The sequence below is a fragment of the Oceanobacter sp. 3_MG-2023 genome, from assembly GCF_030688925.1.
GTDB lineage: Bacteria > Pseudomonadota > Gammaproteobacteria > Pseudomonadales > Oceanobacteraceae > Oceanobacter.
In genome coordinates this window covers 12,180-34,333 of record NZ_JAUYVX010000021.1, presented here as the reverse complement: position 1 = coordinate 34,333, position 22,154 = coordinate 12,180, and the positions used below count along the sequence as shown (strand labels likewise).

The 22,154-nt window shown below is 53.5% G+C and carries 25 protein-coding genes and 1 pseudogene; 5 read left to right on the top strand and 21 right to left on the bottom strand.

Translation table 11 applies throughout. The features are described 5' to 3' along the window. The first annotated feature begins 5 nt into the window (after positions 1-5). Positions 6-548 carry a flavodoxin gene (locus Q8W32_RS15995; protein ID WP_305415621.1) on the top strand — a complete coding sequence of 181 codons (543 nt, stop codon included), beginning with the start codon at positions 6-8 and terminating at the stop codon, positions 546-548. Positions 549-875: 327 nt separating this feature from the next. On the opposite strand, the pseudogene clpX reads toward Q8W32_RS15995, so the two are convergent. From clpX to Q8W32_RS15900, 19 genes and pseudogenes are all read right to left on the bottom strand, one after another. Then, positions 876-2,105, bottom strand: a pseudogene (gene clpX, locus Q8W32_RS15990) (ATP-dependent Clp protease ATP-binding subunit ClpX); the annotation flags it as partial. 58 nt (positions 2,106-2,163) lie between these two features. After that, positions 2,164-3,033, bottom strand: a complete 870-nt coding sequence (gene nifM / locus Q8W32_RS15985) for a nitrogen fixation protein NifM (RefSeq protein ID WP_305415619.1) — start codon at positions 3,031-3,033, stop codon at positions 2,164-2,166. Beyond that, positions 3,030-3,518, bottom strand: coding sequence for a nitrogen fixation protein NifZ (locus Q8W32_RS15980; protein WP_303433676.1), 489 nt, complete (start codon positions 3,516-3,518; stop codon positions 3,030-3,032). Before Q8W32_RS15980 ends, nifM begins: the two co-directional genes overlap by 4 nt. Before the next feature lie 21 nt (positions 3,519-3,539). Beyond that, positions 3,540-3,878, bottom strand: a complete 339-nt coding sequence (gene nifW, locus Q8W32_RS15975) for a nitrogenase-stabilizing/protective protein NifW (protein WP_303433674.1) — start codon at positions 3,876-3,878, stop codon at positions 3,540-3,542. Between the two features lie 158 nt (positions 3,879-4,036). After that, a complete protein-coding gene (locus Q8W32_RS15970; RefSeq protein ID WP_303433673.1) occupies positions 4,037-4,564 on the bottom strand; it encodes a hypothetical protein in 528 nt (175 codons plus the stop codon). Positions 4,565-4,569: 5 nt separating this feature from the next. Next, entirely contained in the window at positions 4,570-5,319 is a 750-nt protein-coding gene (gene cysE / locus Q8W32_RS15965; RefSeq protein WP_368501386.1) for a serine O-acetyltransferase, read from the bottom strand. 14 nt (positions 5,320-5,333) lie between these two features. Continuing rightward, positions 5,334-6,539 carry a homocitrate synthase gene (nifV, locus tag Q8W32_RS15960; protein ID WP_303433670.1) on the bottom strand — a complete coding sequence of 402 codons (1,206 nt, stop codon included), beginning with the start codon at positions 6,537-6,539 and terminating at the stop codon, positions 5,334-5,336. Between the two features lie 26 nt (positions 6,540-6,565). Next, entirely contained in the window at positions 6,566-7,774 is a 1,209-nt protein-coding gene (gene nifS, locus Q8W32_RS15955; RefSeq protein WP_303433669.1) for a cysteine desulfurase NifS, read from the bottom strand. 2 nt (positions 7,775-7,776) lie between these two features. Continuing rightward, positions 7,777-8,697: a Fe-S cluster assembly protein NifU gene (gene nifU / locus Q8W32_RS15950; protein ID WP_305415618.1), complete on the bottom strand. Its 921-nt coding sequence runs from the start codon at positions 8,695-8,697 to the stop codon at positions 7,777-7,779. Positions 8,698-8,764: 67 nt separating this feature from the next. Next, on the bottom strand, positions 8,765-9,088 hold the full coding sequence (locus Q8W32_RS15945) for an iron-sulfur cluster assembly accessory protein (RefSeq protein WP_303433665.1): 324 nt from the start codon (positions 9,086-9,088) through the stop codon (positions 8,765-8,767). 437 nt (positions 9,089-9,525) lie between these two features. Continuing rightward, the gene (locus tag Q8W32_RS15940; RefSeq protein ID WP_303433663.1) at positions 9,526-9,936 is read right to left on the bottom strand and encodes a hypothetical protein; all 411 of its coding nucleotides are present in this window, start codon (positions 9,934-9,936) and stop codon (positions 9,526-9,528) included. Next, positions 9,927-10,253 carry a ferredoxin gene (locus Q8W32_RS15935; protein ID WP_303433662.1) on the bottom strand — a complete coding sequence of 109 codons (327 nt, stop codon included), beginning with the start codon at positions 10,251-10,253 and terminating at the stop codon, positions 9,927-9,929. Before Q8W32_RS15935 ends, Q8W32_RS15940 begins: the two co-directional genes overlap by 10 nt. A 5-nt stretch (positions 10,254-10,258) precedes the next feature. Further along, complete coding sequence (fdxB, locus tag Q8W32_RS15930) at positions 10,259-10,564, bottom strand: ferredoxin III, nif-specific (RefSeq protein ID WP_303433660.1); 306 nt, start codon at positions 10,562-10,564, stop codon at positions 10,259-10,261. 190 nt (positions 10,565-10,754) lie between these two features. Then, positions 10,755-10,976, bottom strand: coding sequence for a CCE_0567 family metalloprotein (locus tag Q8W32_RS15925; RefSeq protein WP_303433658.1), 222 nt, complete (start codon positions 10,974-10,976; stop codon positions 10,755-10,757). A gap of 61 nt (positions 10,977-11,037) precedes the next feature. After that, positions 11,038-11,505 carry a NifX-associated nitrogen fixation protein gene (locus tag Q8W32_RS15920; RefSeq protein ID WP_303433656.1) on the bottom strand — a complete coding sequence of 156 codons (468 nt, stop codon included), beginning with the start codon at positions 11,503-11,505 and terminating at the stop codon, positions 11,038-11,040. 36 nt (positions 11,506-11,541) lie between these two features. Then, positions 11,542-12,015, bottom strand: coding sequence for a NifB/NifX family molybdenum-iron cluster-binding protein (locus Q8W32_RS15915; RefSeq protein ID WP_303433654.1), 474 nt, complete (start codon positions 12,013-12,015; stop codon positions 11,542-11,544). 28 nt (positions 12,016-12,043) lie between these two features. Then, positions 12,044-13,480, bottom strand: coding sequence for a nitrogenase iron-molybdenum cofactor biosynthesis protein NifN (nifN, locus tag Q8W32_RS15910; protein ID WP_305415617.1), 1,437 nt, complete (start codon positions 13,478-13,480; stop codon positions 12,044-12,046). Further along, positions 13,477-14,904 (bottom strand): nitrogenase iron-molybdenum cofactor biosynthesis protein NifE, encoded by a 1,428-nt coding sequence (gene nifE / locus Q8W32_RS15905; protein WP_305415616.1) that lies wholly within the window; start codon positions 14,902-14,904, stop codon positions 13,477-13,479. The genes nifN and nifE overlap by 4 nt, the downstream gene beginning before the upstream one ends. A gap of 394 nt (positions 14,905-15,298) precedes the next feature. Continuing rightward, complete coding sequence (locus tag Q8W32_RS15900; RefSeq protein ID WP_303433649.1) at positions 15,299-15,757, bottom strand: hypothetical protein; 459 nt, start codon at positions 15,755-15,757, stop codon at positions 15,299-15,301. A 386-nt stretch (positions 15,758-16,143) separates the two neighbouring features. Between Q8W32_RS15900 and Q8W32_RS15895 the strand changes: the two genes are divergently transcribed. Both Q8W32_RS15895 and feoB read left to right on the top strand, forming a co-directional pair. After that, positions 16,144-16,380, top strand: a complete 237-nt coding sequence (locus Q8W32_RS15895; RefSeq protein WP_303433646.1) for a FeoA family protein — start codon at positions 16,144-16,146, stop codon at positions 16,378-16,380. Next, positions 16,377-18,677, top strand: a complete 2,301-nt coding sequence (gene feoB, locus Q8W32_RS15890; RefSeq protein WP_303433644.1) for a Fe(2+) transporter permease subunit FeoB — start codon at positions 16,377-16,379, stop codon at positions 18,675-18,677. Before Q8W32_RS15895 ends, feoB begins: the two co-directional genes overlap by 4 nt. A gap of 18 nt (positions 18,678-18,695) precedes the next feature. On the opposite strand, the gene Q8W32_RS15885 is transcribed toward feoB, so the two are convergent. After that, entirely contained in the window at positions 18,696-19,307 is a 612-nt protein-coding gene (locus Q8W32_RS15885) for a flavin reductase family protein (RefSeq protein ID WP_305415615.1), read from the bottom strand. 191 nt (positions 19,308-19,498) lie between these two features. Between Q8W32_RS15885 and Q8W32_RS15880 the strand changes: the two genes are divergently transcribed. Further along, entirely contained in the window at positions 19,499-20,449 is a 951-nt protein-coding gene (locus Q8W32_RS15880) for a bile acid:sodium symporter family protein (protein ID WP_303433641.1), read from the top strand. Here the strand turns inward: Q8W32_RS15880 and Q8W32_RS15875 are convergent. Next, on the bottom strand, positions 20,437-21,321 hold the full coding sequence (locus Q8W32_RS15875) for a class I SAM-dependent methyltransferase (protein WP_305415614.1): 885 nt from the start codon (positions 21,319-21,321) through the stop codon (positions 20,437-20,439). The two genes, Q8W32_RS15880 and Q8W32_RS15875, sit on opposite strands and share 13 nt — an antisense overlap. A 443-nt stretch (positions 21,322-21,764) precedes the next feature. Between Q8W32_RS15875 and Q8W32_RS15870 the strand changes: the two genes are divergently transcribed. After that, positions 21,765-21,974 (top strand): cold-shock protein, encoded by a 210-nt coding sequence (locus tag Q8W32_RS15870; RefSeq protein WP_303433637.1) that lies wholly within the window; start codon positions 21,765-21,767, stop codon positions 21,972-21,974. Positions 21,975-22,154: the final 180 nt, after the last annotated feature.

The following is a 22,154-nucleotide window of genomic DNA, read 5'->3' as shown; positions in this document are numbered from 1 at the left end:
CACGCATGGCCAAAATAGGGCTGTTTTTCGGCAGCAACACAGGCAAGACCCGTAAGGTTGCCAAAATGATCAAAAAGAAATTCGACGACGACATCATGGCCGCACCGCTCAACGTCAACAGAACCGAGCCTGATGCCTTTGCCAGCTACGAATATCTGCTGATCGGCACTCCGACTCTGGGCGACGGCGAATTGCCAGGCCTGTCATCAGACTGCGATGCAGAAAGCTGGGAAGAATTTTTACCCAAAATCGAAGATATGGATTTCAGCGGCAAAACCATAGCCATCTATGGCCTGGGTGATCAAGTGGGTTACCCGGATGAGTTTCTGGACGCCATGGGAGAGCTGTACGAGTTTTTCACCGAGCGTGGTGCCAAATTCGTTGGCAGCTGGCCAACCGATGGCTATGAATTTGAACAGTCCGCCGCCTTGTTGGACGATAAATTTGTTGGTCTGGCGCTCGACCTCGACAACCAGACCGGACTGACCGAAGAACGCCTGAATGCCTGGTTAGGCCAGATTGCCCCTGAATTTGGTTTGCCGCTGTAAATTTGCTTTTCCTTCCTCAAAGCCTTGCATGGCCAGTAATCCCCACTGGCCGTGCCTTTTTTTAGTCCTGATCAAACCTTTCAAGCCTTGTTTCTGACCCTTGCGGCCAACAAGCGGTAACTGGTTATCCCCAAACCATAAAAAAAGGCCGCCAGAGGCGACCAAAAAAACAAAACAACAGCTTCCGTCAAATCATCAAACGCATTGGGATGCTGCGGGTAGAGCTTCAGATTTATCTGCAACGTCAACGGTTGCCGTCGGTGTCGGTAAAGGCTCCTGCACCACTTCACCATCACCATATTCTTCCCGCACGCTGAGTTGCGCCGACTCCTCTTCTCCCGACACCTGAACGGTGCACGAAGCCAGATTAGTACGGGATGGCAAGTCAAACATGGTCGACAGCAGCATGGATTCCATCATTCCTCGCAATCCCCTGGCTCCCGTCCCCCGCTTCACGGCTTCCTTGGCAATAAAGGTCAGCGACTCTTCGGTAAAGTCCAATCCGACATTCTGGAAGGCAAACAGCTGGCGGTACTGCTTGGTCAGGGCATTTCTGGGTTCGGTCAAAATCCGTTTCAGGCTGTCGACATCCAGATCCTGCAAAAAGGTAATCACCGGGAAACGGCCGATAAATTCAGGAATCAGGCCAAATTGCAGCAAGTCATCCGGCTGCAGAGCCACCAATAACTGCTCATTACTGATTGCTGAGGCGGTATTGATCGGGGCACTGAAACCAATCCCGGACTTGGGTGGCTGCAACCGTTTGCTGATCAGCTCTGTCAGTCCAGGGAAAGCCCCACCAACAATAAACAGAATATTCTGCGTATTCAGCACCACTTCCTCGCCCCCTTCCCTGCGGCCGGATTTGGAAATGCGAACTTCACTGCCTTCAACCATTTTCAGTAATGCTTGTTGCACACCTTCCCCGGATACGTCCCGGGCACTGGCACCACCACTGCCGCGGCTGGCAATCTTGTCGATTTCATCGATATAGACAATGCCCCATTGGGCTTGCTGAACATCCCCTTCAGCAGCTTCCAGCAGGCGCTTGAGCAGGCTGTCAACATCTTCACCGACATAACCGGCCTGGGTCAGAGTAGTGGCGTCACCGATCACAAAAGGCACACCAATAATTCGTGCCAGGGTTTTGACCAGCAAGGTTTTACCGGTACCAGATGGCCCGGCCAGCAGGATATTGGATTTTTCCAGCTCGACCATATCGCTGCCACCGTTAACCGGTATTCTGGCTTCGGCCTGGCTGTCCTGGAACTTCAAACGCAGATAGTGGTTATAGACGGCGACCGATAGCGTTTTTTTCGCTTCATCCTGACCGATAATGTATTCGTCCAGAAAATCCTTGATCGCCAGTGGCGTTTTTAATTCCGGCTCGGACGGATTCTGGGTACGACGCCCCCAACTGCTAACAACCTGATAGGCCAGCTTGACGCATTGCTCACAAATATGACCGTCGTTACCGGCTATCAGGGGAACTTGAGGGGATTTTTCGATCCCGCAAAATGAACATGTAGGCTGTGCGGAGCTTGGGCTGTCTGCCATGGTGACCTCCTGGATCAGTGCGCCACGCCGACAGTCTCCGGCGCGGCAGGTAATCGACTCAGACGCTGGCGGCGCGCTGTTTCAGCCAGAGCTTCTGGGTACGCTTGTTCTGACGCTGTTGCAATTCCTCTTGCAGGCGAGGCAATACCTCATCCAGAGGCATCAGGGTGGCCGGGTGGATTTTTTCACACCACAATAAATGCCAGCCCAATTCGCTTTCAATCGGACCTCGCAACTCGTCTTCCGACATCGAAAACAAGGCCTTGTCCAGCTCAGGGAACAGGGTGCCGGCACGAACCTCCCCCAACAAACCGCCATTCAGGCTGGTCGGACACTCGGAGTGTTTCAGTGCCTGCTCAGCAAAACGCTTGGGCGAACGCTTCACCCGACGCGTGATCTCCTCCAGACGCTGAAAAGCCGCGTTGCGTTCGTTCTCGGCAAAGCCTTCGTTCACGGTAATCAGAATATGTCGGGCAGTACGGATTTCGGGCTTGGCAAAACGTTCCGGATGCAGGTAATAAAACAAGGTCGCTTCGGTCGCATCAACATGCACTCCCCGGCTACCCACCAACTCCATCACCGCTTCGACCGTTAACTCCCGCAACAGACCGTCACGCAAGTCATCAGTCCCCAGCCCGTTATGCTCCAATGCTTCTTCAAATTGCGCATCGGACTCATACCGTTGGCGAATCTGATCCAGAGCCGCGTCCAGTTGTGAGGTCGGAACACTCACCTGTGCCGCTTCCGGGCTGGACAGTATCAACTGTTCCAACGCCAGCTCATTACTGGCGATACGTTGTAATTTGCGCGCCTGCTCAGGCGTGAGCTCATGAGGTGAACAACCGAATTGCTCGCCAGCAATCCGCAGCTCACGGTAACCATTCAGTGGTCTGTCCTCATGCTCGACAGATCGGGCCAGTGCACTCATGCTGCTCCCCCTGCTATTTGTGAATCCTCATGCTCCACCGGCGGACGATCATCATCCGGAGCTTCAAGTGCCGCTTCTGGAACCTGAAAGGTACGACCATGAAAACGAGCGTGATAAAACAACTTGCCGTCTTCACGGATCACCCGGGATATTTCTCCCAGATCCCCTGGCTGAACCACCGCCTCACCCTGACTCGACATCGACACAGTCGCCACCACCGCATCCCGGAATTCAAAACGGTTGCTGATCCAGTATGCATCCGCCGGGATCAACTCTTCCTCGCGGCAGCCAACCGTGCAGCCGGTATCCAGAAAGTGCACCCGATAGATCAGCTGGTCTTGCAAGTAGGTGCCGACGTCGTAAACACAACCAATGGCACCTCGCTGAATCAGCAGCTCCCCGACGTCCTTGCCGGGGTAAGTACCATCGTTACGGACGTTGCGAATCAGCCTTACTTCATCGCCATACTCATAGGCAGGTTTCACAGGCTCCTCCTTTTGCTTGAATTACAGCAGGCTATCCAATGGTACAAAGCCGGTTTGTGGCTCGTGCATACGGAACACTTTGAATACCTTTTCGGTCAGGGCATCAGATTCCACAAAATCGGAATAAGCACGTTCAAGCAGTGCCCGATAGACAGAGCGCAAGGCTTCGTCATTACCCAGATGTGTTGCCATGGAGTCTTCACTCTGACTCAGGTAGTCGTGATAACGCTGCATGATATGCAGCCGGTTCACATGAACCACAGCCGGATCAAAAGGTACGCCGAAATACTCCAGAAAGTCCTCCGCCGACACCAATTCATCCAATGCGTCTTCCAGGCTCAATTCGTCTTGCAGTTCCATAGCGTTACCCCTCTGTTAGGTCGCTGTTAGATAGCTCTCGTCATCAATCACGTTATTCATCACGTCTTGTCAGCTCATCGTCGGGTCGTCGCACAATGGCCGGACACCCGCCGATGGTCGCAGCAAGTCAGTCGCTTGCTGTCCGTTCTTCTCTATTCTTATGATACTGCCGGGGTGGCTGGCTGGTTATTGACCACCACGGCCGGGCCAATCGATTGCAGTAACGATCGGGCACCCAACCGGTCGCTGGTATCAAACTCCACCACCTTGTTCAGCATCCGTATCCCTTCGGCCATATCACCCAGCCGCAGTGTCAGATAGGCGGCTCCTTTCAAGGCCAGCAGGTAAAAGCGCACCCGGGTAAAAGATTCCAGCACACCCCGTTTCAAATCGTCGGAGGTGAGCTTTTCCCAATGGTCCGGAAAGCCGATTCCAGGGGCAATCTCAGCCATCACCTCATGGGCGACGGCAATCGCTTCAGGCAAACGATGCTGGTAGTAATAAAACCGGTACAGGCCAACCAGAACCGTCATATGAGCAGGAGCCCGGGCATAGGCTTTTAACAAGTAGCCTTCTGCATCCCCATCGCCGTATGCATATGCTGCCCGGTTCATGAGCTCTTCAACTTCCGCGGTCAGCGGCTCGTCGAAATACATCATCTGGCCTTTGAAATCCTGCAAGTCCATGCTGCTTACCTCACCGTCCCCAATGACTGCCGGGCCTTGATCACCTGGCCACCAGGGCAGTCCTGTTCACAAATCTGATTATCTGTCTCGCAATGGCTGTAGCGTTCTTCGGCATCCCGGCTATCAAGGCGGGATTCCAACAGGTCAATCCGGCTTAACAAACAGCTGATCGCTTTACCAACAGGGTCTGGTATCAAATGATGGTCCAGATCGATGCCATAAGGGTTGAGCAAGCCCGCTTCGCGCAGTTTGACTACCTTGCCTGGAATCCCTACCACGGTGCATTGTTCAGGAACGTCCTCGACCACAACGGAATTGGCCCCAACCCGACTGCCGCTACCGACGGTAATATTGCCGAGAATCTTGGCTCCGGCTCCTACCATCACGCCATCTCCCAAGGTTGGATGACGCTTGCCCTTGTTCCAGCTGGTGCCTCCCAACGTCACGCCGTGATAAAGCGTAACATCGTCACCAACGACGGCGGTTTCGCCGATCACCACACAAGCGCCGTGGTCGATAAAAAAACGGGCGCCGATTGTCGCTCCAGGATGAATATCCACATTACTGAGCAAGCGGGCAAAACAGGACAGCCAGCGGGCAGCGTAACACCAGCCCCGCAGCCATAACCGGTGCGAGATACGGTGAAAAATCAGCGCGTGTACACCAGGATATGTGGTCAACACTTCGAAGGTCGTGCGGGCTGCCGGATCTCGTTCAAACACGCTGGCAATGTCTTCACGCCATTGCGACCACAACGATTGGCGAGCCGTTAGCTGGCGACTGGATGTAGCTGACATACGTTCATCTCCTCTGTCGGGCCATTGGCGCTATGGCCATGGCCCATGACTGGCTCCAACGCAAGATACAAGTCCACCAACTGGCTGGCCGATGGCACCTGCTTGGAACGAGTGACCCAAATGCGAAGCTGTTGCAGTAACACCGGAACCTGCCAGCTCAGCAGCTCGATACCAATGTCCTGGTAGGCCCGGATCAGCCCATGTTTACCGGAATGCTTGCCCAGTACCATCTGGTGCTGGCGGCCCAGCTCCAGAGGATCAAGGCCCTGATAATTCAGTGGATCCTTGATCAGACCATCAACATGAATACCGGCTTCATGAGTGAAGACGCCTGCCCCCACAATGCTTTTGTTCCAGCTGACGCTACGTCCTGAAGCCTGTTCAACCAGGGCAGACAAGCCGGGCATCAACAGGGTATTCACGCCGGTTTCAAGCTGGTGCAAGTGCTTCAGCGCCAGGACACATTCTTCCAGCGGCGCATTCCCTGCCCGTTCACCCAGACCATTCACCGTTGTATTGATATGAGTGGCTCCACCCATCACCGCCGCCAGGGTATTGGCGGTGGCCAGGCCGTAGTCGTCGTGGGCGTGCATCTCCAGTTCCAGGTCAGTACGACGACGCAGAGTGCGCATGCTGTCGAGTACCGAGAATGGCTGCATGATGCCAACCGTATCGGCAAACCGCAGACGCCGGGCACCGGCATTGGCGGCGATATCGGCCAGGCGGGCAACAAAGTCGGCATCGGCTCTGGAGGCATCTTCACAGCCCAGGCAGACTTCGAAACCGGCATCACCGGCGGTGGCTACCAGACGCTCGACCTGGCCTTCGACCCAGCGCCGGTCGCGACCCAGCTTGTGGGTAATCTGTTGATCCGATACCGGAATCGACAAATCCACCATATCCACATCCAGACCCCGTACCGCATCCAGATCCTGATCAAACAAACGGCACCAGGCCAACAGGCGCGACGACAGTCCCAGCTCGGCAATGGCTTGCATCACCTCTCGTTCTTCATCTCCCATCGCCGGAATGCCGATTTCCAGCTCCGGCACACCCATCGCCGACAGATGACTGGCAATGGCCAGTTTTTCATCTGCGGTAAAGGCAACGCCGGCGCTTTGCTCGCCATCACGTAACGTGGTGTCATCAATAACAATGGCAGGAAGTTCTGTGGTCATGGTCGCGCTCCTGTGCTCAGTCAAACTCAGGCGTAAACAGGCGCAAAGGCTTGTTCAGGGTTCTCCACCGGACCGTTTTCATCCCAATAAGGTGACAGCTTGCGCAACTTGGCGACAATCGGTGGCACAGCTTCGATCACCCGTTCGATTTCTTCCGGAGTGTTATAACGGCTGAGGGAGAAACGCACCGTGCCATGAGCTGCGGTATAAGGAATGCCCATCGCCTTCATCACATGGGATGGTTCCAACGAACCAGAGGTACAGGCAGAACCAGACGACGCCGCAATACCAGCCTTGTTCATCAGCAACAGGATGGCTTCGCCTTCGATGTATTCAAAAGCAATGTTCAGCGTATTTGGCAGACGGTTGGAGGGATCTCCGGTCACAAAGGAATGCGGCACAGCGGCAAGGATGCCGGCCTGCAAACGGTCACGCAGCTTGGCCACTTCGGTATTTTCATACTCCATGTGCTCCATCGCCAGGTCACAGGCTTTGCCCAGCCCAACGATTCCCACTGTATTTTCGGTGCCGGCACGACGACCACGCTCCTGATGGCCACCCCGCAGCAGTGGACGAAAACGTACACCACGGCGCAGATACAACACGCCTACGCCTTTGGGCGCGTGCAACTTGTGCCCGGACAACGACAGCATATGGATGCAGGTATCCTGCAGGTTCATGGGGATCTTGCCCACGGCCTGCACCGCATCGGTATGGAACAACACACCGGCGGCATCAGCCAGCTCGGCCATTTCCAGTACCGGGAAAATGGTACCGGTTTCGTTATTGGCCCACATCACGGAGACAATGGCGACCTGGTCTGTCAGCAGCTTTTTGTACTCTTCCAGATCCAGTCGGCCCTTGTCATCGACGGCCAGCTTGTGGACGGTGTAACCCTCGGTGGCGAGGTAATCGCACAGGTTCAGTACCGCAGGATGTTCCACCACCGTAGTGATGATTTCCTTGCGTTCCGGCTGGGCTTTCAGTGCCGACAGGATAGCGGTGGAGTCCGATTCAGAGCCACAGGAAGTGAAGATGATTTCCGAATCGTGCTCTGCCCCCAGAATGTTCTGTACACTTTTGCGGGCAGCCTTGAGGGCAAATCCAACCTTGTTGCCAAAACTGTGCATGGAGGACGGATTACCAAACTGCTCACTGAAATACGGCATCACCGCATCAACCACTTCGGGATCGCACATGGTAGTGGCGTTATTGTCGAGGTAAATATCAGCCATGATCAGACTCCTGCAATTTCAACGGGACGTTCGGTGTGAGGGATAACCTTGATAAATTCACCCAGTTCTTCGATCAGCTTCTGTTGCACGCCACCCAGTGTCATGGCGGCCATCTGGCACCCGGAACAGGCTCCGACCAGCTTGACGTAAACGTTTTTGCCTTCCACATCCAGCAGCTCGACATCACCGCCATCGGCCTGCAAGGCCGGGCGCAATCCTTCCAGGACTTGCTGAATTTTCAGGATACGTTGCACCGTGCTTAACTTGGCGGGCGGCGTTGGCTCGGCCTTTGTTTCTGCCAGATTCACAAAGCCTTCTTTTTTACCGATTGCACCTGGCGCAAAGGTTTCACCACGAGCAGCCAACTCTTCGGAGAGAATATTCTCGATGCCTTCGTGACAAGAGGAGCAACCACCACCGGCTTTGGTGTAGTTTGTGACTTCTTCCACGGTGCTGAGGTTATTGGCCTTGATGGTGTCACGGATCATCACGTCATCGATCGCAAAGCATTTGCAGATCAATGCACCTTCTTCATGATCATCGGTCCAGACTTCGCCTCGATAATTGGCCACTGCCGCCTGCAAGGCTTCACGCCCCATCACGGAACAGTGCATTTTTTCCGGAGGCAGGCCGTCGAGGAAATCCGCGATATCCTGATTGCTGATTTCCAGCGCCTGATCCAGGGTCTTGCCTTTCACCATTTCGGTCAGGGCAGAAGAAGAGGCGATGGCGGAGCCACAACCGAAGGTCTGGAACCCGGCGTCCAGAATAATCTCGGTATCGGGTTCAACTTTCAGTGTCAGGCGCAGGGCGTCACCACAGCTGATGGAACCGACGTCACCAACCGCATTGGCCTCAGTGACCGATCCGGCGTTTTTAGGGTTGTAGAAGTGTTCTTTAACGGTTTCAGAGTAATCCCACATAATTCTGCTCCTGGTATCGATGCCGGATTGCGGCGAGTCTGGATCGGATATAAATCAGCGATTGCATTCAGGCGCTGAATGATTTGCCACAACCACAACTGTTGGATGCATTCGGGTTTTCAAACTTGAAGCCACTGCCTTCAAAGCCGTCGACAAAATCCACCGTCACGCCCTCCAGCAGCGCTGCACTGTTTTCATCAACCAGTACGGTAAGGCCGGAAAAATCCAGTACCTCATCCCCTTGGGTAACGTTCTCTTCCAGCTTCATGCCATATTGAAAGCCGGAACAGCCGCCACCTTCGACCTTGATGCGCAGACCCGCCATCGGGGCCTCGCTGGACTGCATAAAACGGCGAACTGCGGAAATTGCACTATCGGTCATTGTGATCATGATGTTGCCTCCTGTGGCTACGGCCGCTCCCGGCAAATGACTGGAGCCGGCTGGAAAGGGTTGCCTGAAGAGAAAGTGCAATCGATATGCCACGCCAAATACGTATAAAAAAATGTTTATAATTCAGTCAGTTAAAGACAATGTCGGGAATGAAACGATGTAGCGAACACAACGCAGGCAAGGCTTTGTCGTAGTTACTACAAGCGCTTGTGTTGGGTTTATACGACAAGCGAAAGCGAACCTTTGCCAGACCTCGCGCTTGGCAACTGGCGTATATCCCGGCACAAGATAGCCACCAGGAAGTTGCGCAATCGGGCAAGAGGAATGATGAATAACCAAAAATGGCAGGGATGTATCAGGAAGGGAAAATGGAAGCAGGGAACAAGGGCCAGTGAGTGCTTTCCTGGCCACTTGTTTTATAACGTTCTGAGCATTGCTCAGGGCACCGGGATCAGTCGTAATTCAGTCTTGAGCGTGCTCGCTTGCCCCCAGGCCGTCACCGCTTCGACAAACCAGGCCGGTTTGTCTGGATGAACACACAACACATCGTATTCTGCGAACAATTGATCATCTGGCAGTAACTGCACCGTTCCCTGATTCATCCCCAAGGGGGTTTTCCAGTAACATTGCAGCGACTCACTCTGATCAAACGGATCGATGCGGATCTCGGCAGCATCAAACGCCGCCGTAATACCCGGACAATGCTCAGCCAGGCCGATCTTGCCCAGTTCCGCCAGTAACGCCTGCTGAACGGCGTTGATGCGAGCCTTTTCCTCGACCAGGCGCTCGGCCGCTGTCCCGGAGACAGCGTCGTGCTGTAACGAGCTGGCCAGCAGGCTCACTGCCATACCTCATCCGGGGCAACCTTGTCGAGCCATGGCTCGCCACCGATCAGGTGCTGGTCGATGATCTGGTCAATATCCTCCGGGGCAACCTGTATATAAAGTGTACCGCCCGGGTACACCAATACATTGGCTCCAGCCCGGCATGGTCCCAGGCAGCCTGTCGCGACCAGCGACACTTTGCTGAACAAGCCTTTGGCAATCAGGCGTTCAGAAAAAGCCTGCATCAAGGGCGCAGCGCCTTTTTCTCCACAACTGGAACGGGGATGCCCCGCTGGGCGCTGCTGACCACAAACAAAGACATGATATTCTGGTTTTGGCATGACGATTACCCCGCTAGTGCTTCATGTGTGTGACAGCTTTTTGGACAAACACGAGCGCAGGAGACACAGCCAATACAGTCATCTGCATTGGCAATAGTCATTACCTTCATCTCGTCATCATCATCGTAAAAGTCGTCGTCATCCTCTTCGGCATCGACCACATCCGCACGATCAACAAGATCAAATACATCTCGTGGGCATACCTTGTAACAACGGCCACAGCCGATGCAGGTCATCGGGTCCAGTGCCGTGACAAATTCAGGCGTCCACTCTTCTCCGCCTCGCGTGCGGCCAACGATAGTGTCAGTCATGGCCGATCTCCTCTCTCTGGTTATAAGTGCTAATCACGGTTGCTTTGTTGTGCCGGGTTCCCCCAACACCATGACGACTCCTGACATGACAACAAGACGAGACGAGCTCTTGCTGGCCCATTACTCGACTGATGGATCCGGGACGGTTAGCCCGACAGCCAGGAAAGTCCGGTTATTCCAGCGCTATTCTTCAGGCCGTTTCGGCCGCTTTGGTTTTTGTTTCATATTCCGCCTGAGCTGCTTTCCAGGCCTCACAGGCCGCGATCGCTTCCTCGGCCAGGGCTGGCAAGGTCTGGTACTCAGTCCAGAAAGTGTCTTCAACCACGTCGTGTATTTTTGACGCTATTTCAGTCGCCATACGTTTTTTGGCGCTCACGTTCTTTTTCAGTGCCTTGATCTCTTCGGGAGTCATAAACCGGCCTCCATTTATCCAATACGTTCATCGGGCCACGCTCGGCCGTGACCCGGCCTCGTTACATTTCGGCAACATCCCGATGATTGTTAATCATTGAGACGGCCTTGCCGCTGACCTTTTCGATCTCGGCAATCATTTTTTCAAGCGAATCAAAACCGAAGCGGTGCACATCACGCAGGGTTTTATCCAGTACCACCAGCTTGCCCACAATGATCATGGCGCGACCAAAACCTTCGTGAGTAATATTGATAACAGGGACAGCCATTAATCCGGCTTCCTGTTCAATGGTTGTCGCCAGGGCGTTGTAATACGCCTTGATGCGTGACACGGTGGTTTCGTCCGGATCACCCACTACCGGGATTTCGCGGCGGCGTTCCTTGGTCAGGATCATGGGGTCCAGCACTTTGTCGTCACTCCAGGTGTCGTAAGTGCCGTAGCTGTCCATGGCGCGCAATTGCACTACAACTTGACGCACCAGCGGGTTGGCCAGCTGCTCGTGATCAGCATCAATGACTGTGTCGTTCATGGTGTTTCTCCTGAGGATGAAATAGTAGCGGGCGAATTATTCGCTCCAGCCTTCCGATTCCATGGTGTCAAAACGGTTGGGGTTAAGGTGTTGCTGACTACGAATCGCTTTGGCCAGCCAGGCTGATGGCCCTTCTCGCAGCTCCTGCTGCAAGTTGATCAGCATCTCGCTGATTTCGGTGCCGTCGCTGACCTTGACCGGTTGAATGCCCAGCACCAGTAGCTGCCGCACCGCCGATGCGCCACACGCCCGGCAATACACCGCAACACACCCCCGGAGCATCTCCAGTTTTTCAGCCAGCTTGTCTTCGTTGCCATCCTGTTTCAGGTCGCCAAACTCACTGACCTCGAGCAAATAGGCATTCTCGGGATTCACGCCATAAATCGAAAAGGCATGCGCTGAGCCAAAATGCTGATCAACCGTTATCTGGTCTGATGTTGCAAAGGCAACTTTCAACAGCGTGCCGTCTTCGTTGTCATCCACCACTGCCAGTTTGCGAGTAATACTCATGCATCTGTCCTCTTTACTGATCAGCGACTCAATGAGACGAGACATCACCAGGGTATGACCCGGCTGGTACAGCATCGTGTTTTTGCGAATAACGGGAATGATATGGCTCCAGCTCGTGATGCTGACTCAAGACAAGATTAGCCAGATCAAACAGCGCCTGGCTGGTACCGCGATAACCAAACCAGCAGCGCTGAAAGCCTCCCACCACGTCGTATTGGGGAAAGCCAATCCGGAACAGCGGGATCCCCAGTCGCTCGGCACTCTCGGCACCATGACTGTTGGTGAGCAGAAGCTCTGCCCCGGACGCGGCAGCAGCCATTTCCAGATCTTCCAGATCACCAACTTGCACCGGTACATCGTGCAAGGTTTTCAAGGCCGGTCCCTGAGTCGGTACTACGGCGGTCACTACCTCAGCTCCCATGCCTTGTAGCAGACGCGTGAAACCGGTCAGCATGTCCGGGTCGGAGGCTATCGCCACCCGTGACAGTCCCAGCATAAAATGAGTATCCAGCATGGCATCCTGCAGCTGTTTGCGCTGACGCACCCAGCGTTCAGGTACTGGCCGGCCGCTGAGTTGCGACAAGGTGTGGAACCACTGATCGACGCTTTCCAGCCCCATCAAATGACCAAAACAATGTGTCGGTACTGCCGTGTGTTTTTCCAGCCATTGGGCACAGCTGTGCAAGCTTTCGCCAACAGCCAGTGTGGCCAGGCTTTCACCAGCCGTAGCGATATCAGCAACAGTGACCCCACCGGTAGTGACCGGGCTGAAAGGCTCATCGGCCAGGTGGCCATCCAGAGAGCCGGACAAATCCGGAATCAACAGCGGCCGTAATCCAAAGCTTTCGATACTCTCGGCGACAAATTCCAGGTCGGTTGGTGACAAATTAGCACCACAAAGGACATTGATCTGTTTGTGACGCAAACCGGCACGCGGTGCCTCGGGGTCGACTTCAGGCACCAGGGTTTGCAGTATCCCTTTAACGGTAAGCGCAAAACCACTTTCAAAAGATCCACTGAAGTCGGGGGTATTCACCGCGGTCACGGCCGTGCCAACAAACTGGGGGTACTGTTTCCGGAATTCCCCGACGGCGCGCTTGATATCAGCTCCCTGGGTTTCTGCCAGGCCGGTTGTCACCAGGCCAATCAATGCGGGGGCACTTTTTTCGCAGATCACTTTTAGCGCTTCGACAATATTGTCGTCGGCCCCCATTACCGAGCTGACCTGATCCATGGCGGTAGTTTGTAGTGGCACCGGCTCGCGAAAGTGGCGCACAAAAAATACCTTGGCAAATGCGGTACAGCCTTGAGAGCCGTGCATCAGCGGCACCGCGCGTGCAACACCCAATACCGCCAGTGCCCCACCAACCGTCTGGCTGGTTTTCAGTGGGCTGACCGACAGCGCTTTTTTACGCTTTTTAATCACGCCGGACTGGCCTGGTGCCATCTTGACAATATTATTCATAATCCTGCCCCCGCTTCCTGTACCGATAACAGATCACCCTGGCTGGCAGTAGCTTCCCACGGTGCTGGCCGACGAACCGATTGCCACACCGGGCTTTCTATCGTTAGCGCCAACTGCCGTACCAGCTCCAGCATGCCGTCATAGCCGGCATAGCCAAATTCACGCTCCTGGTTGATATCCAGAAACGGGATACGGGCTTTCAGGGCGGTGTACATATTGCGACCACCGGCAATCAGAATATCGGCCTGGTAATCCCGCACAGTGGTCAGCAGGGCTTTGGGGTTGCCCTCGTCCAGCATTTTGACGTCATCCCCCATCAACTCACGGATGCGGGCCTTATCTTCTTCAGTGGATTTTTTGGTACCGGTAGCGACCACTTTCATACCCAGATCCTGCAGTGCTGAAATAACAGACCAGGATTTCACTCCGCCGGTGTAGAGCAGCACACGCTTGCCGTCCAGCCGTTGACGCCAAGGTTCCAGCGCTTTACGGATGCGCTGCTCTTCCCGTTCGATCAGGGCTTCTGTGCGTTGGATCAAGTCGTCATCACCGATACACCGTGCAAAATCACGCAAGGCCTGTGAGGTATCGGTAATGCCGTAAAAGCTACCTTCAAACCAGGGGGTACCAAAACGTTCCTGGAGCTTGCGCGCCACGTTCAGCATCGCCTTTGAACACACCATCATGTTGACTTCGGCACGATGCATGGTCTGCACTTCATGGAAACGGGCATCACCGGACAAGGTACACAGCACTCGAATACCCAGCTCATCCAGCAACGGCAAGACGTACCAGAACTCACCTGCGATGTTGTATTCGCCAATCAGATTAACGTCGTGCACCTTGATACCGGGACGCTGTACCGACTCCGGTAATGGTTCAGGCTCACGATGCCCGATCACATATTTGACCATGGCATCGCCAGCGATGCGGTTACCCAGATTCTTGGTGCCGTAAAAACCAGCGGCATCAACAGGAATCACCGGTACTCCCCAACGGGCCTCGGCCGTTTTGCAAACGGCATCGACATCATCACCAATCAGAGCCGGTACACAGGTGTTGTACACAAATACGGCAGGTGGGTTGTAATCTTCGACAGCCTGTTTGATGGAGTGAAACAGACGTTTTTCACCACGTCCCATGATCACGTCCTGCTCGGTCAGATCGGTGGTCATGCCGATGCGATACAGGGTGGGGCCACTGGAACGGGTACCCCGGTTATCCCAGGAGCTACCGGCACACGCGATTGGGCCATGCACCACATGAGCGACATCGGCAATTGGCAGCAGGGCAATCTGGGCACCATCAAATGCACAACCGCCGTCTGTAGCACCGGGCTTGGGCTTGGCACATCCAGACTTTTCCTTCTTGTTGTGTTCACAAGCTGGCTCGTCCATCAACTCGGCAATGTCTTTGGCTTTCATGCTTTGCCCTCATCTGCGCATCGGTGTCTTTAGCGTTCCAAAAAACCAGCTGCAAACCAGAGGCCACCACCTAACCTATTGATTTAAATGGATTAATTAGCAAGCCACGATGTAGCAAACACAACAAGACAAAACGATTGGAGGGGATATGACAATGACAGACAGGCAACCGTAAGCGTGTCACCGGCGGTAGTCGTTCACCTATCAAGGACACCGGAGCGCCAAAGTAACGTTCTGGGACATGTGCACAGGGGCAGTGTTTCAGAGGCAATGTTTCAGGGCCACGTGATACAAGGTATGGAATTACCATCGTCATCAAACATGGAATCAGGAAGGGATATTACGGTGGGTAATAAAAACAATGGGCAGCGAATATATCCGCTGCCCACTTATATCAAGATTCTTTCCAGGATTTTACAGTATCAATACCGTACTCTGCGATCCATTGATCCAACAGACGAGGATTACGTTTGATTTTGTCAACGCTCTCATCAGTGTTTGGATTACGATAAGTACCAACTTCCAGTTTTGGCTTCGCTTGAACCACTTTCTTTTCTCGTTTGCTACCACGCGCTGCAGCACGCTCAAAATGTTTGAGCAGGCTATTGTAGATAGCTAATGGTGATTCCTCGCGAGACATTTCCAGAATCCATTTCTCAATTTGTTCTGAACGGGCAATATATAGCTCAGACTCAGACAAATCATTTTGCTCGCACAAACGCTTGATCTCGACATCGAATGCCTCCAGACCCTTGAGTTTCTTCTCGTGCTCTTTTTTCATCTGCTCAAGTTCAACAATTTTTTGTTGATGCAGCTGAATTTTCTTATCGATATCGTTATCCAGAATGCTCACATTCACCTCGGCTATGGTATGGCAACACATAGAAAATCGCCCGGAATGACCCTGAAAATCATAATCTGGCATGTGCATTGGTACATTCTATGTGTTTTGGTTAGTGTTAACGCCAGTATAGACCCGCCACTGTCAGAACTCTACACCGAATATGTAATAAAATATCCTATTTAATCCAGACGACCAGCCTATTTATTTTATTATTAGTTCCCGCTTAGAAAATATCGAATGAGTTTATTGACGCCAGAAAAGTTCCACCCATATTGGCAGATAATACGAGCCGCTGAATTGATCCAACAACAGCAAACCATGCAAACAGCACTTGCCCATCAAAATGATACACATTATCATTTTTCTCCTTGAGCTTCGTTCGGACGGAAAATTCTATGACCATGACACTGGATCAGGTAGGTATGGGTGAACATGTACGAGTAACCGGATTCGCCGCGACAGAAGCCCAGTTCCGCCGCAAACTACTGGCACTGGGTGTTGTTCCTGGCGCCGAGATTGAAGTCCGCCGTGTCGCCCCTCTTGGTGACCCCGTTCAGATCCTGCTTCGTGGCACATCGGTAAGCCTGCGTAAACAAGAGGCGAGCATTCTTTTGGTGGAGAGTATTACGTGAAACCTGCTGTAATCGGCCTGATTGGCAACCCTAACTGCGGTAAAACGACCCTGTTCAACCAGCTGACCGGGGCGCGTCAAAAAGTAGGCAACTGGCCAGGGGTCACGGTTGAACGCAAGGAAGGTATCGTACTGATTCGCGAGCAGTATCAAACGCTGGTTGATCTGCCTGGTACTTACGCACTCGACTGCCAGGATGACGACCTGTCCCTTGATGAACAAATCGCCCGTGATTTTGTCATCGGCGGCGAATCCGATCTGGTTATCAATATTCTTGATGGCTCGAATCTGGAACGTAATCTTTACCTGACGTCTCAATTACTTGATATGGGTGTCCCCATTGTCTGCGCCGTCAATATGCTCGACGTCGCCGAACGGGAAGGCATACATGTCGATACCCAGCAGCTCTCGACATTATTGGGCGTACCGGTGGTGCCGATTATTGCATCTACCGGCGATGGTATTGAAGAATTACGCCGTGTAATCGGCCATGCGCTCCAGCATGCGGCCGTGCCAACCCCCATGTGGAAAGTCTCTGGTGAGATCCAGACGGCTCTGGATGAGCTGATCGAAGTGTCCGGACAAACCCTGTCAAACCCCCGCTGGATGGCTGCCCAGGCGCTGGAAAGTGATTTTCACGCCAGCGCCAATATCGGAGAAGCCTATCGGGATGCCTTTGTGCAACGGGCGACCGACTGGCGTCAGCGTATTGAAAAGCAACAGGGCCAGCCCATTGATGTCCTGATCGCCAATTCCCGTTTTGAATCTATCCGGCGTTTAACCCACCAGGTCATCAGCCTGCATCACACCGGACAATCATTAACGGAGCGTATCGACAACTGGGTAGTAAACCGTTTTCTTGGTATCCCTTTCTTTCTCGGCGTCATGTATTTGATGTTTACTTTCGCCATTAATTTTGGAGGTGCCTTTATTGACTTTTTTGACATGGCATCCTCTGCCATTTTTGTTGAAGGCAGTCGCTATCTGCTGCATGCCATATCGGCTCCGGAATGGCTTATCACCCTGATCTCCGACGGCCTTGGTGGCGGCATCCAGCTGGTTGCCACCTTTATTCCGATTATCGGCGGCTTATACCTGTTTTTATCCATTATTGAAGACTCAGGCTATATGGCGCGGGCCGCCTTTGTTATGGATCGTCTGATGCGTGCGGTTGGGCTGCCCGGAAAATCGTTTGTACCGCTTATCGTTGGCTTCGGCTGTAACGTGCCATCCGTAATGGCAGCCCGAACAATGGATACCCATAAAGATCGTTTATTGACCATTGCCATGGCTCCCTTTATGTCATGTGGTGCCCGACTGTCGGTATTCGCCCTGTTCGCCGCGGCCTTTTTTGCTGACAACGGTGCCACAATGGTGTTTTCGCTTTATATATTAGGTATCGCCATGGCCCTGATTACCGGGCTGGCCTTGAAGAACACTCTGTTCAAACCGGAATTAACCCCGTTTGTTATGGAACTGCCGGCCTACCATATCCCGACAGCCAAAGGTGTATTGATTAAAACCTGGGAGCGCCTGAAGTCTTTTTCAATGCGAGCCGGTAAAACCATTATTATTGTTGTTACTGTACTGAGCTTTCTCAACTCCATCGGTACGGACGGTTCCTTCGGCAATCAGAATAACGAAAAATCGGTATTGTCTGGCATTGCCCGAGTAGCTACTCCGGTATTGGCGCCCATGGGAGTTCAGCAGGATAACTGGCCTGCAACCGTTGGTATCATTACCGGTATTTTTGCCAAGGAAGCCGTCGTTGGTACGCTGGACGCCCTGTATACCCCGGACATCGAAGAAGATGATCGTCCGTACTATTTACCAGGGTTATTACTGGAATCCCTGCAAACCATTCCTGCCAACCTGGCTGACGTTGCCAACAACCTGCTCGACCCCCTGGGACTGAATCTGATCGGGGCCGACCAGGCTGAAGAACAAGGTGTACACTCCGGTACCTTCAGCGCGATGGAAGTGCTGTTTGGTAGCCAGCTGGCTGCTTTCTCTTATCTGGTCTTTGTCTTGCTGTACACACCTTGTGTTGCCACTCTGGGCGCCATGGTGCGGGAGGCCGGTATCAAGTGGATGCTGTTTGTTGCAGGCTGGAGTACCGGCCTGGCGTACACTGCCGCTGTTCTGGTGTACCAGATTGGTAGCAGCCCCAGCCACCCTCTCAGCTCCGCTCTCTGGTCGCTCGGCTGTTTGGGCTTTATTGCCGGGTGTTTAATGCTGATGCGGCGGCACGGCAAACGCCGCGACGCGCTGTTGATTCCCATTGTCCAAATCAACTGAGCCTGGTTATCTGAATGCTCAGCCGGGTCTGACCCGGCTGAGCAGCTCGCCCAATCCGGCATAGTCCTTGCCGCCCAGACGGCTTAATGGATCCAGGGCTTCAGCATTGATTTGCTGCCTCTGTTTGACGGTCTCCAGCACCGCCTCATCGACGTAAAGCTGATCTACTTGCAAAAACACCAGATGCTGTGGTCCCGGCCCCAGATCAACTTGTTGCTGGTAATGACAGGCGAAAGCCAGGGGAACATCGACCAGCCTCGGTAAACCGCCAGCAACAAATCCAGTCACCGCCAACCCCAACTGATCGACCTCACTGTCTCCCAGAGCCAATGTTGCGGAACTGGCATTCACGGCATCCAGATCAGCAACACGGGGAATATGCACCACGCACTCTCCTGTTCTGCGCAGATTTTCATAGCTGTCTTTTTCCACCCCTGTCGGCTTTTGTCCCATCGAAACCACCAGGGTTGGCGGGTTCGAGCAAACCGGCGAAAAAAAAGAATACGGTGCCAGGTTCAGGCTACCGGAAGGATTGCGGGTCATTACCCAAGCGATAGGACGCGGCAGTATCGCCTGGGTCATTAAAAAATAGCGTTGTGATGCTTCTATCCCGGCAAAATCAATAATCATGTCAGATCCACTCTGGTCGCAGCGATAAGGTAAATACAACAGAACAATGAGCCATAAGCCCGGCAGCAGACCGCTGCCGGACGGGTTTACACCGGCAGAATGGCACCTTGCAACACGTCTGTCACCAAGACCCATACCAGGATTCCTGATATGGTCGCGACTTCTGAATCAGCGTTACTCAGGTACACAGCATGCTGTCATTACAAAGTGTCTTTCCTCTCCTTGCTATCGCCGTCAGCTGGCTGGCCTGGAGCGACCCACAACCATTACTGGGCTGGAGCGGCGCAGTGATCCCCTTACTGATGTTTATTATGTTTTGTATGGGACTAACGCTGAGAGTGCAGGATTTCCGCCGTATCTTGCGCAAGCCGGAACCCGTTGCCATGGGGGTCACCCTGCAGTATTTACTGATGCCGCTACTGGGCTGGTTACTGGTGCATCTATTGGCCCTGCCAGCAGAGATTGCACTGGGAGTGATTCTGGTAGGAGTCTGCGCTGGCGGCACCGCCTCCAATGTCATGACGTACCTGGCCGGTGGTGACGTTGCCCTGTCGGTCAGCATGACACTGCTGTCGACCCTATGGGGAGTAGTGCTCACGCCCTGGTTGCTGGTTTTCTATGCCGCAGAGAGTGTCAGCATCGATATTCTGGCGATTCTGCTCACCATGGCCAAAATCGTTATTTTACCCATTGTCGCCGGGATTGCTGTCAGCCATTACCTGCCGGAACTCCGTCAGGCCGTCAATAAACACCTGGCCAATGCTGCGACCATTGCCATCCTCGCGATTATTGCCATTGTGGTTGCCCTTAATGCCGATGAAATCGCCACCGTAGGCGTCATGACCTTACTGGCGGTGATGCTACACAACCTGCTGGGCACAGCGCTGGGTTATGGACTGGCGCGCTGGCGCGGGTTTACCGAAGTCGAATGCCGCACCATAGCAATCGAGGTCGGCATGCAAAATTCCGGGCTGGGGGCGGCACTGGCACTGCAGTTCTTTACCCCACTGGCTGCCTTGCCCGCCGCTCTGTTCAGCGTTTGGCATAACATCAGTGGTGCCTTGCTGGCGTCGTTCTGGAGCTGGCAGACCCGTCGCCGGATTCGCCAGCTACAATCGGGCAAACGCTGTCACTCCGACTGATAACGTAAGACCTTGAGCCCTGCCGTTTCATCCACCTCAATAAAGGCGGACGGATTCGGCAAGCGCTCGATATAGCGCCACTCCGGGCATTCATCAGCCACTTGCTGACGCAAGAACGCTTCCCCCAGTTCCGGAGCATTCAGACACAGCAGCAACTCGGCAGAAGGGGCGAGCATTTCCCGCAAACGACGTAATAACCTGGGATAGTCCTTGCGAATATCGACACTGCCTTTCTGGAAGGTCGGAGGATCGGCGATGACCAGATCGTATGGGCCATGTTTTTTCAGGCGTCCGAATGAGCGAAAAATATCCACGCCTTCAAATACCACTCCCCCAAGATCATGACCGTTGAGGCGATGATTCTCTCGGCCAATCGCCAACGCCCGGCGGCTCATATCAACATTCACCACCCGCTGCGCCCCTCCGGCGACGGCAGCCACTGAAAAACCGCAGGTATAGGCAAACAGATTCAATACCCGTTTGCCCGCGCTGTGCTCCATGACCCAACGACGGCCATTGGCCATATCCAGAAACAGGCCGGTATTCTGGAACTGGCCAAAACTGAGTTCATAACGCAAGCCATGCTCAGTCACTTCCAGACGGGAAGGCAATTCACCCACCACCGCCTCCATCGGTGCCATAGGACGACAGCGGTACTGTATCCCGATGACTTCGGCCTGGGGCAGAGTGGCGATCAGCCAACGTGACAACTGCTCGATCCAGCCGTCTGCCGGCTCCCGATAGACAGTCACCAGCAGCAGAGGGGCATACCAATCGATATTGATGTGTTCGAAACCGGGTTCACTATGACCCCGGCCATGAAACAAGCGCTGGGCTTCTTTTGATACTGGCAAACGAAAATCAGGAATCATAAAGGCTGTTTTATCCGGATCGATCCATTTAAGCGGTCACGGCAACAAGGCCAAAAGCCTGTCGTGTAACCCCAGAGAGGCAGCGACCAAGGCATGATAAACAAGACATTTCTGCTGCAATTCTGGCAATTATCTTGCTAAAAAGACAATAATCCAAGGCAATTTGAGCCAATCAGATTCCTCTGATAGACAATCTCTCAATTCAGGCTCAATTCATGGCCAACTATTTTGCATCAGTCCTTGGTCAGCAGAACTTACTGAGCTACTATGACGGTGAGCTTGTCGTTTCAAGCTCTATTGGCGAGTGCTCCAAATTCACCCAATGTGTGCAGGATACTGGTCGATATCGGCATTGATTGCTCACCGGATGAACGGCCAGTAGCGCAGTGCCAGCAAAATCGCATTAAATTGGCTTTGGCCAACATCAATTTCAGGAAATACAAATGGCAGATCAAGTTCAGGGCACTGTTAAGTGGTTCAACGATGAGAAAGGATTCGGCTTTATTGAGCAAGAATCTGGTAAAGATGTTTTTGTTCACTACAGTGCTATCAACGGTGCAGGCCGTAAGTCACTGCAGGAAGGCCAAAAAGTGACCATGGAAGTAACCATGGGTCAAAAAGGTCCTCAGGCTGAAAACGTCAACCCTCTGTAACATCCTGGGCCGTTCTACGGCCATGGCCCTGTTATCTGTTTGGTCACCCTTTGTGTTTTCACCAGGCGTGTCACCCTTCAAGATTCGCTGGCCAAAAGTCCGCTGAAGCCTCTGGCTTCAGCAGACCCCTCTTTTCTATCTCGCATACCACGCTCTCCAGCCATTCTCAGTGACGCATTG

Excerpts from the sequence above, each read along its gene's own strand:
- Q8W32_RS15995 (WP_305415621.1), top strand. The coding sequence starts at position 6 with ATGGCCAAAATAGGGCTGTTTTTCGGCAGCAACACAGGCAAGACCCGT.
- nifM (WP_305415619.1), bottom strand. The coding sequence starts at position 3,033 with ATGAGTGCACTGGCCCGATCTGTCGAGCATGAGGACAGACCACTGAAT.
- nifW (WP_303433674.1), bottom strand. The coding sequence starts at position 3,878 with ATGGAACTGCAAGACGAATTGAGCCTGGAAGACGCATTGGATGAATTG.
- Q8W32_RS15970 (WP_303433673.1), bottom strand. The coding sequence starts at position 4,564 with ATGGACTTGCAGGATTTCAAAGGCCAGATGATGTATTTCGACGAGCCG.
- nifV (WP_303433670.1), bottom strand. The coding sequence starts at position 6,539 with ATGACCACAGAACTTCCTGCCATTGTTATTGATGACACCACGTTACGT.
- nifS (WP_303433669.1), bottom strand. The coding sequence starts at position 7,774 with ATGGCTGATATTTACCTCGACAATAACGCCACTACCATGTGCGATCCC.
- nifU (WP_305415618.1), bottom strand. The coding sequence starts at position 8,697 with ATGTGGGATTACTCTGAAACCGTTAAAGAACACTTCTACAACCCTAAA.
- Q8W32_RS15945 (WP_303433665.1), bottom strand. The coding sequence starts at position 9,088 with ATGATCACAATGACCGATAGTGCAATTTCCGCAGTTCGCCGTTTTATG.
- Q8W32_RS15940 (WP_303433663.1), bottom strand. The coding sequence starts at position 9,936 with ATGGCAGTGAGCCTGCTGGCCAGCTCGTTACAGCACGACGCTGTCTCC.
- Q8W32_RS15935 (WP_303433662.1), bottom strand. The coding sequence starts at position 10,253 with ATGCCAAAACCAGAATATCATGTCTTTGTTTGTGGTCAGCAGCGCCCA.
- fdxB (WP_303433660.1), bottom strand. The coding sequence starts at position 10,564 with ATGACTGACACTATCGTTGGCCGCACGCGAGGCGGAGAAGAGTGGACG.
- Q8W32_RS15925 (WP_303433658.1), bottom strand. The coding sequence starts at position 10,976 with ATGACTCCCGAAGAGATCAAGGCACTGAAAAAGAACGTGAGCGCCAAA.
- Q8W32_RS15920 (WP_303433656.1), bottom strand. The coding sequence starts at position 11,505 with ATGAACGACACAGTCATTGATGCTGATCACGAGCAGCTGGCCAACCCG.
- Q8W32_RS15915 (WP_303433654.1), bottom strand. The coding sequence starts at position 12,015 with ATGAGTATTACTCGCAAACTGGCAGTGGTGGATGACAACGAAGACGGC.
- nifN (WP_305415617.1), bottom strand. The coding sequence starts at position 13,480 with ATGAATAATATTGTCAAGATGGCACCAGGCCAGTCCGGCGTGATTAAA.
- nifE (WP_305415616.1), bottom strand. The coding sequence starts at position 14,904 with ATGAAAGCCAAAGACATTGCCGAGTTGATGGACGAGCCAGCTTGTGAA.
- Q8W32_RS15895 (WP_303433646.1), top strand. The coding sequence starts at position 16,144 with ATGACCATGACACTGGATCAGGTAGGTATGGGTGAACATGTACGAGTA.
- Q8W32_RS15885 (WP_305415615.1), bottom strand. The coding sequence starts at position 19,307 with ATGATTATTGATTTTGCCGGGATAGAAGCATCACAACGCTATTTTTTA.
- Q8W32_RS15880 (WP_303433641.1), top strand. The coding sequence starts at position 19,499 with ATGCTGTCATTACAAAGTGTCTTTCCTCTCCTTGCTATCGCCGTCAGC.
- Q8W32_RS15875 (WP_305415614.1), bottom strand. The coding sequence starts at position 21,321 with ATGATTCCTGATTTTCGTTTGCCAGTATCAAAAGAAGCCCAGCGCTTG.
- Q8W32_RS15870 (WP_303433637.1), top strand. The coding sequence starts at position 21,765 with ATGGCAGATCAAGTTCAGGGCACTGTTAAGTGGTTCAACGATGAGAAA.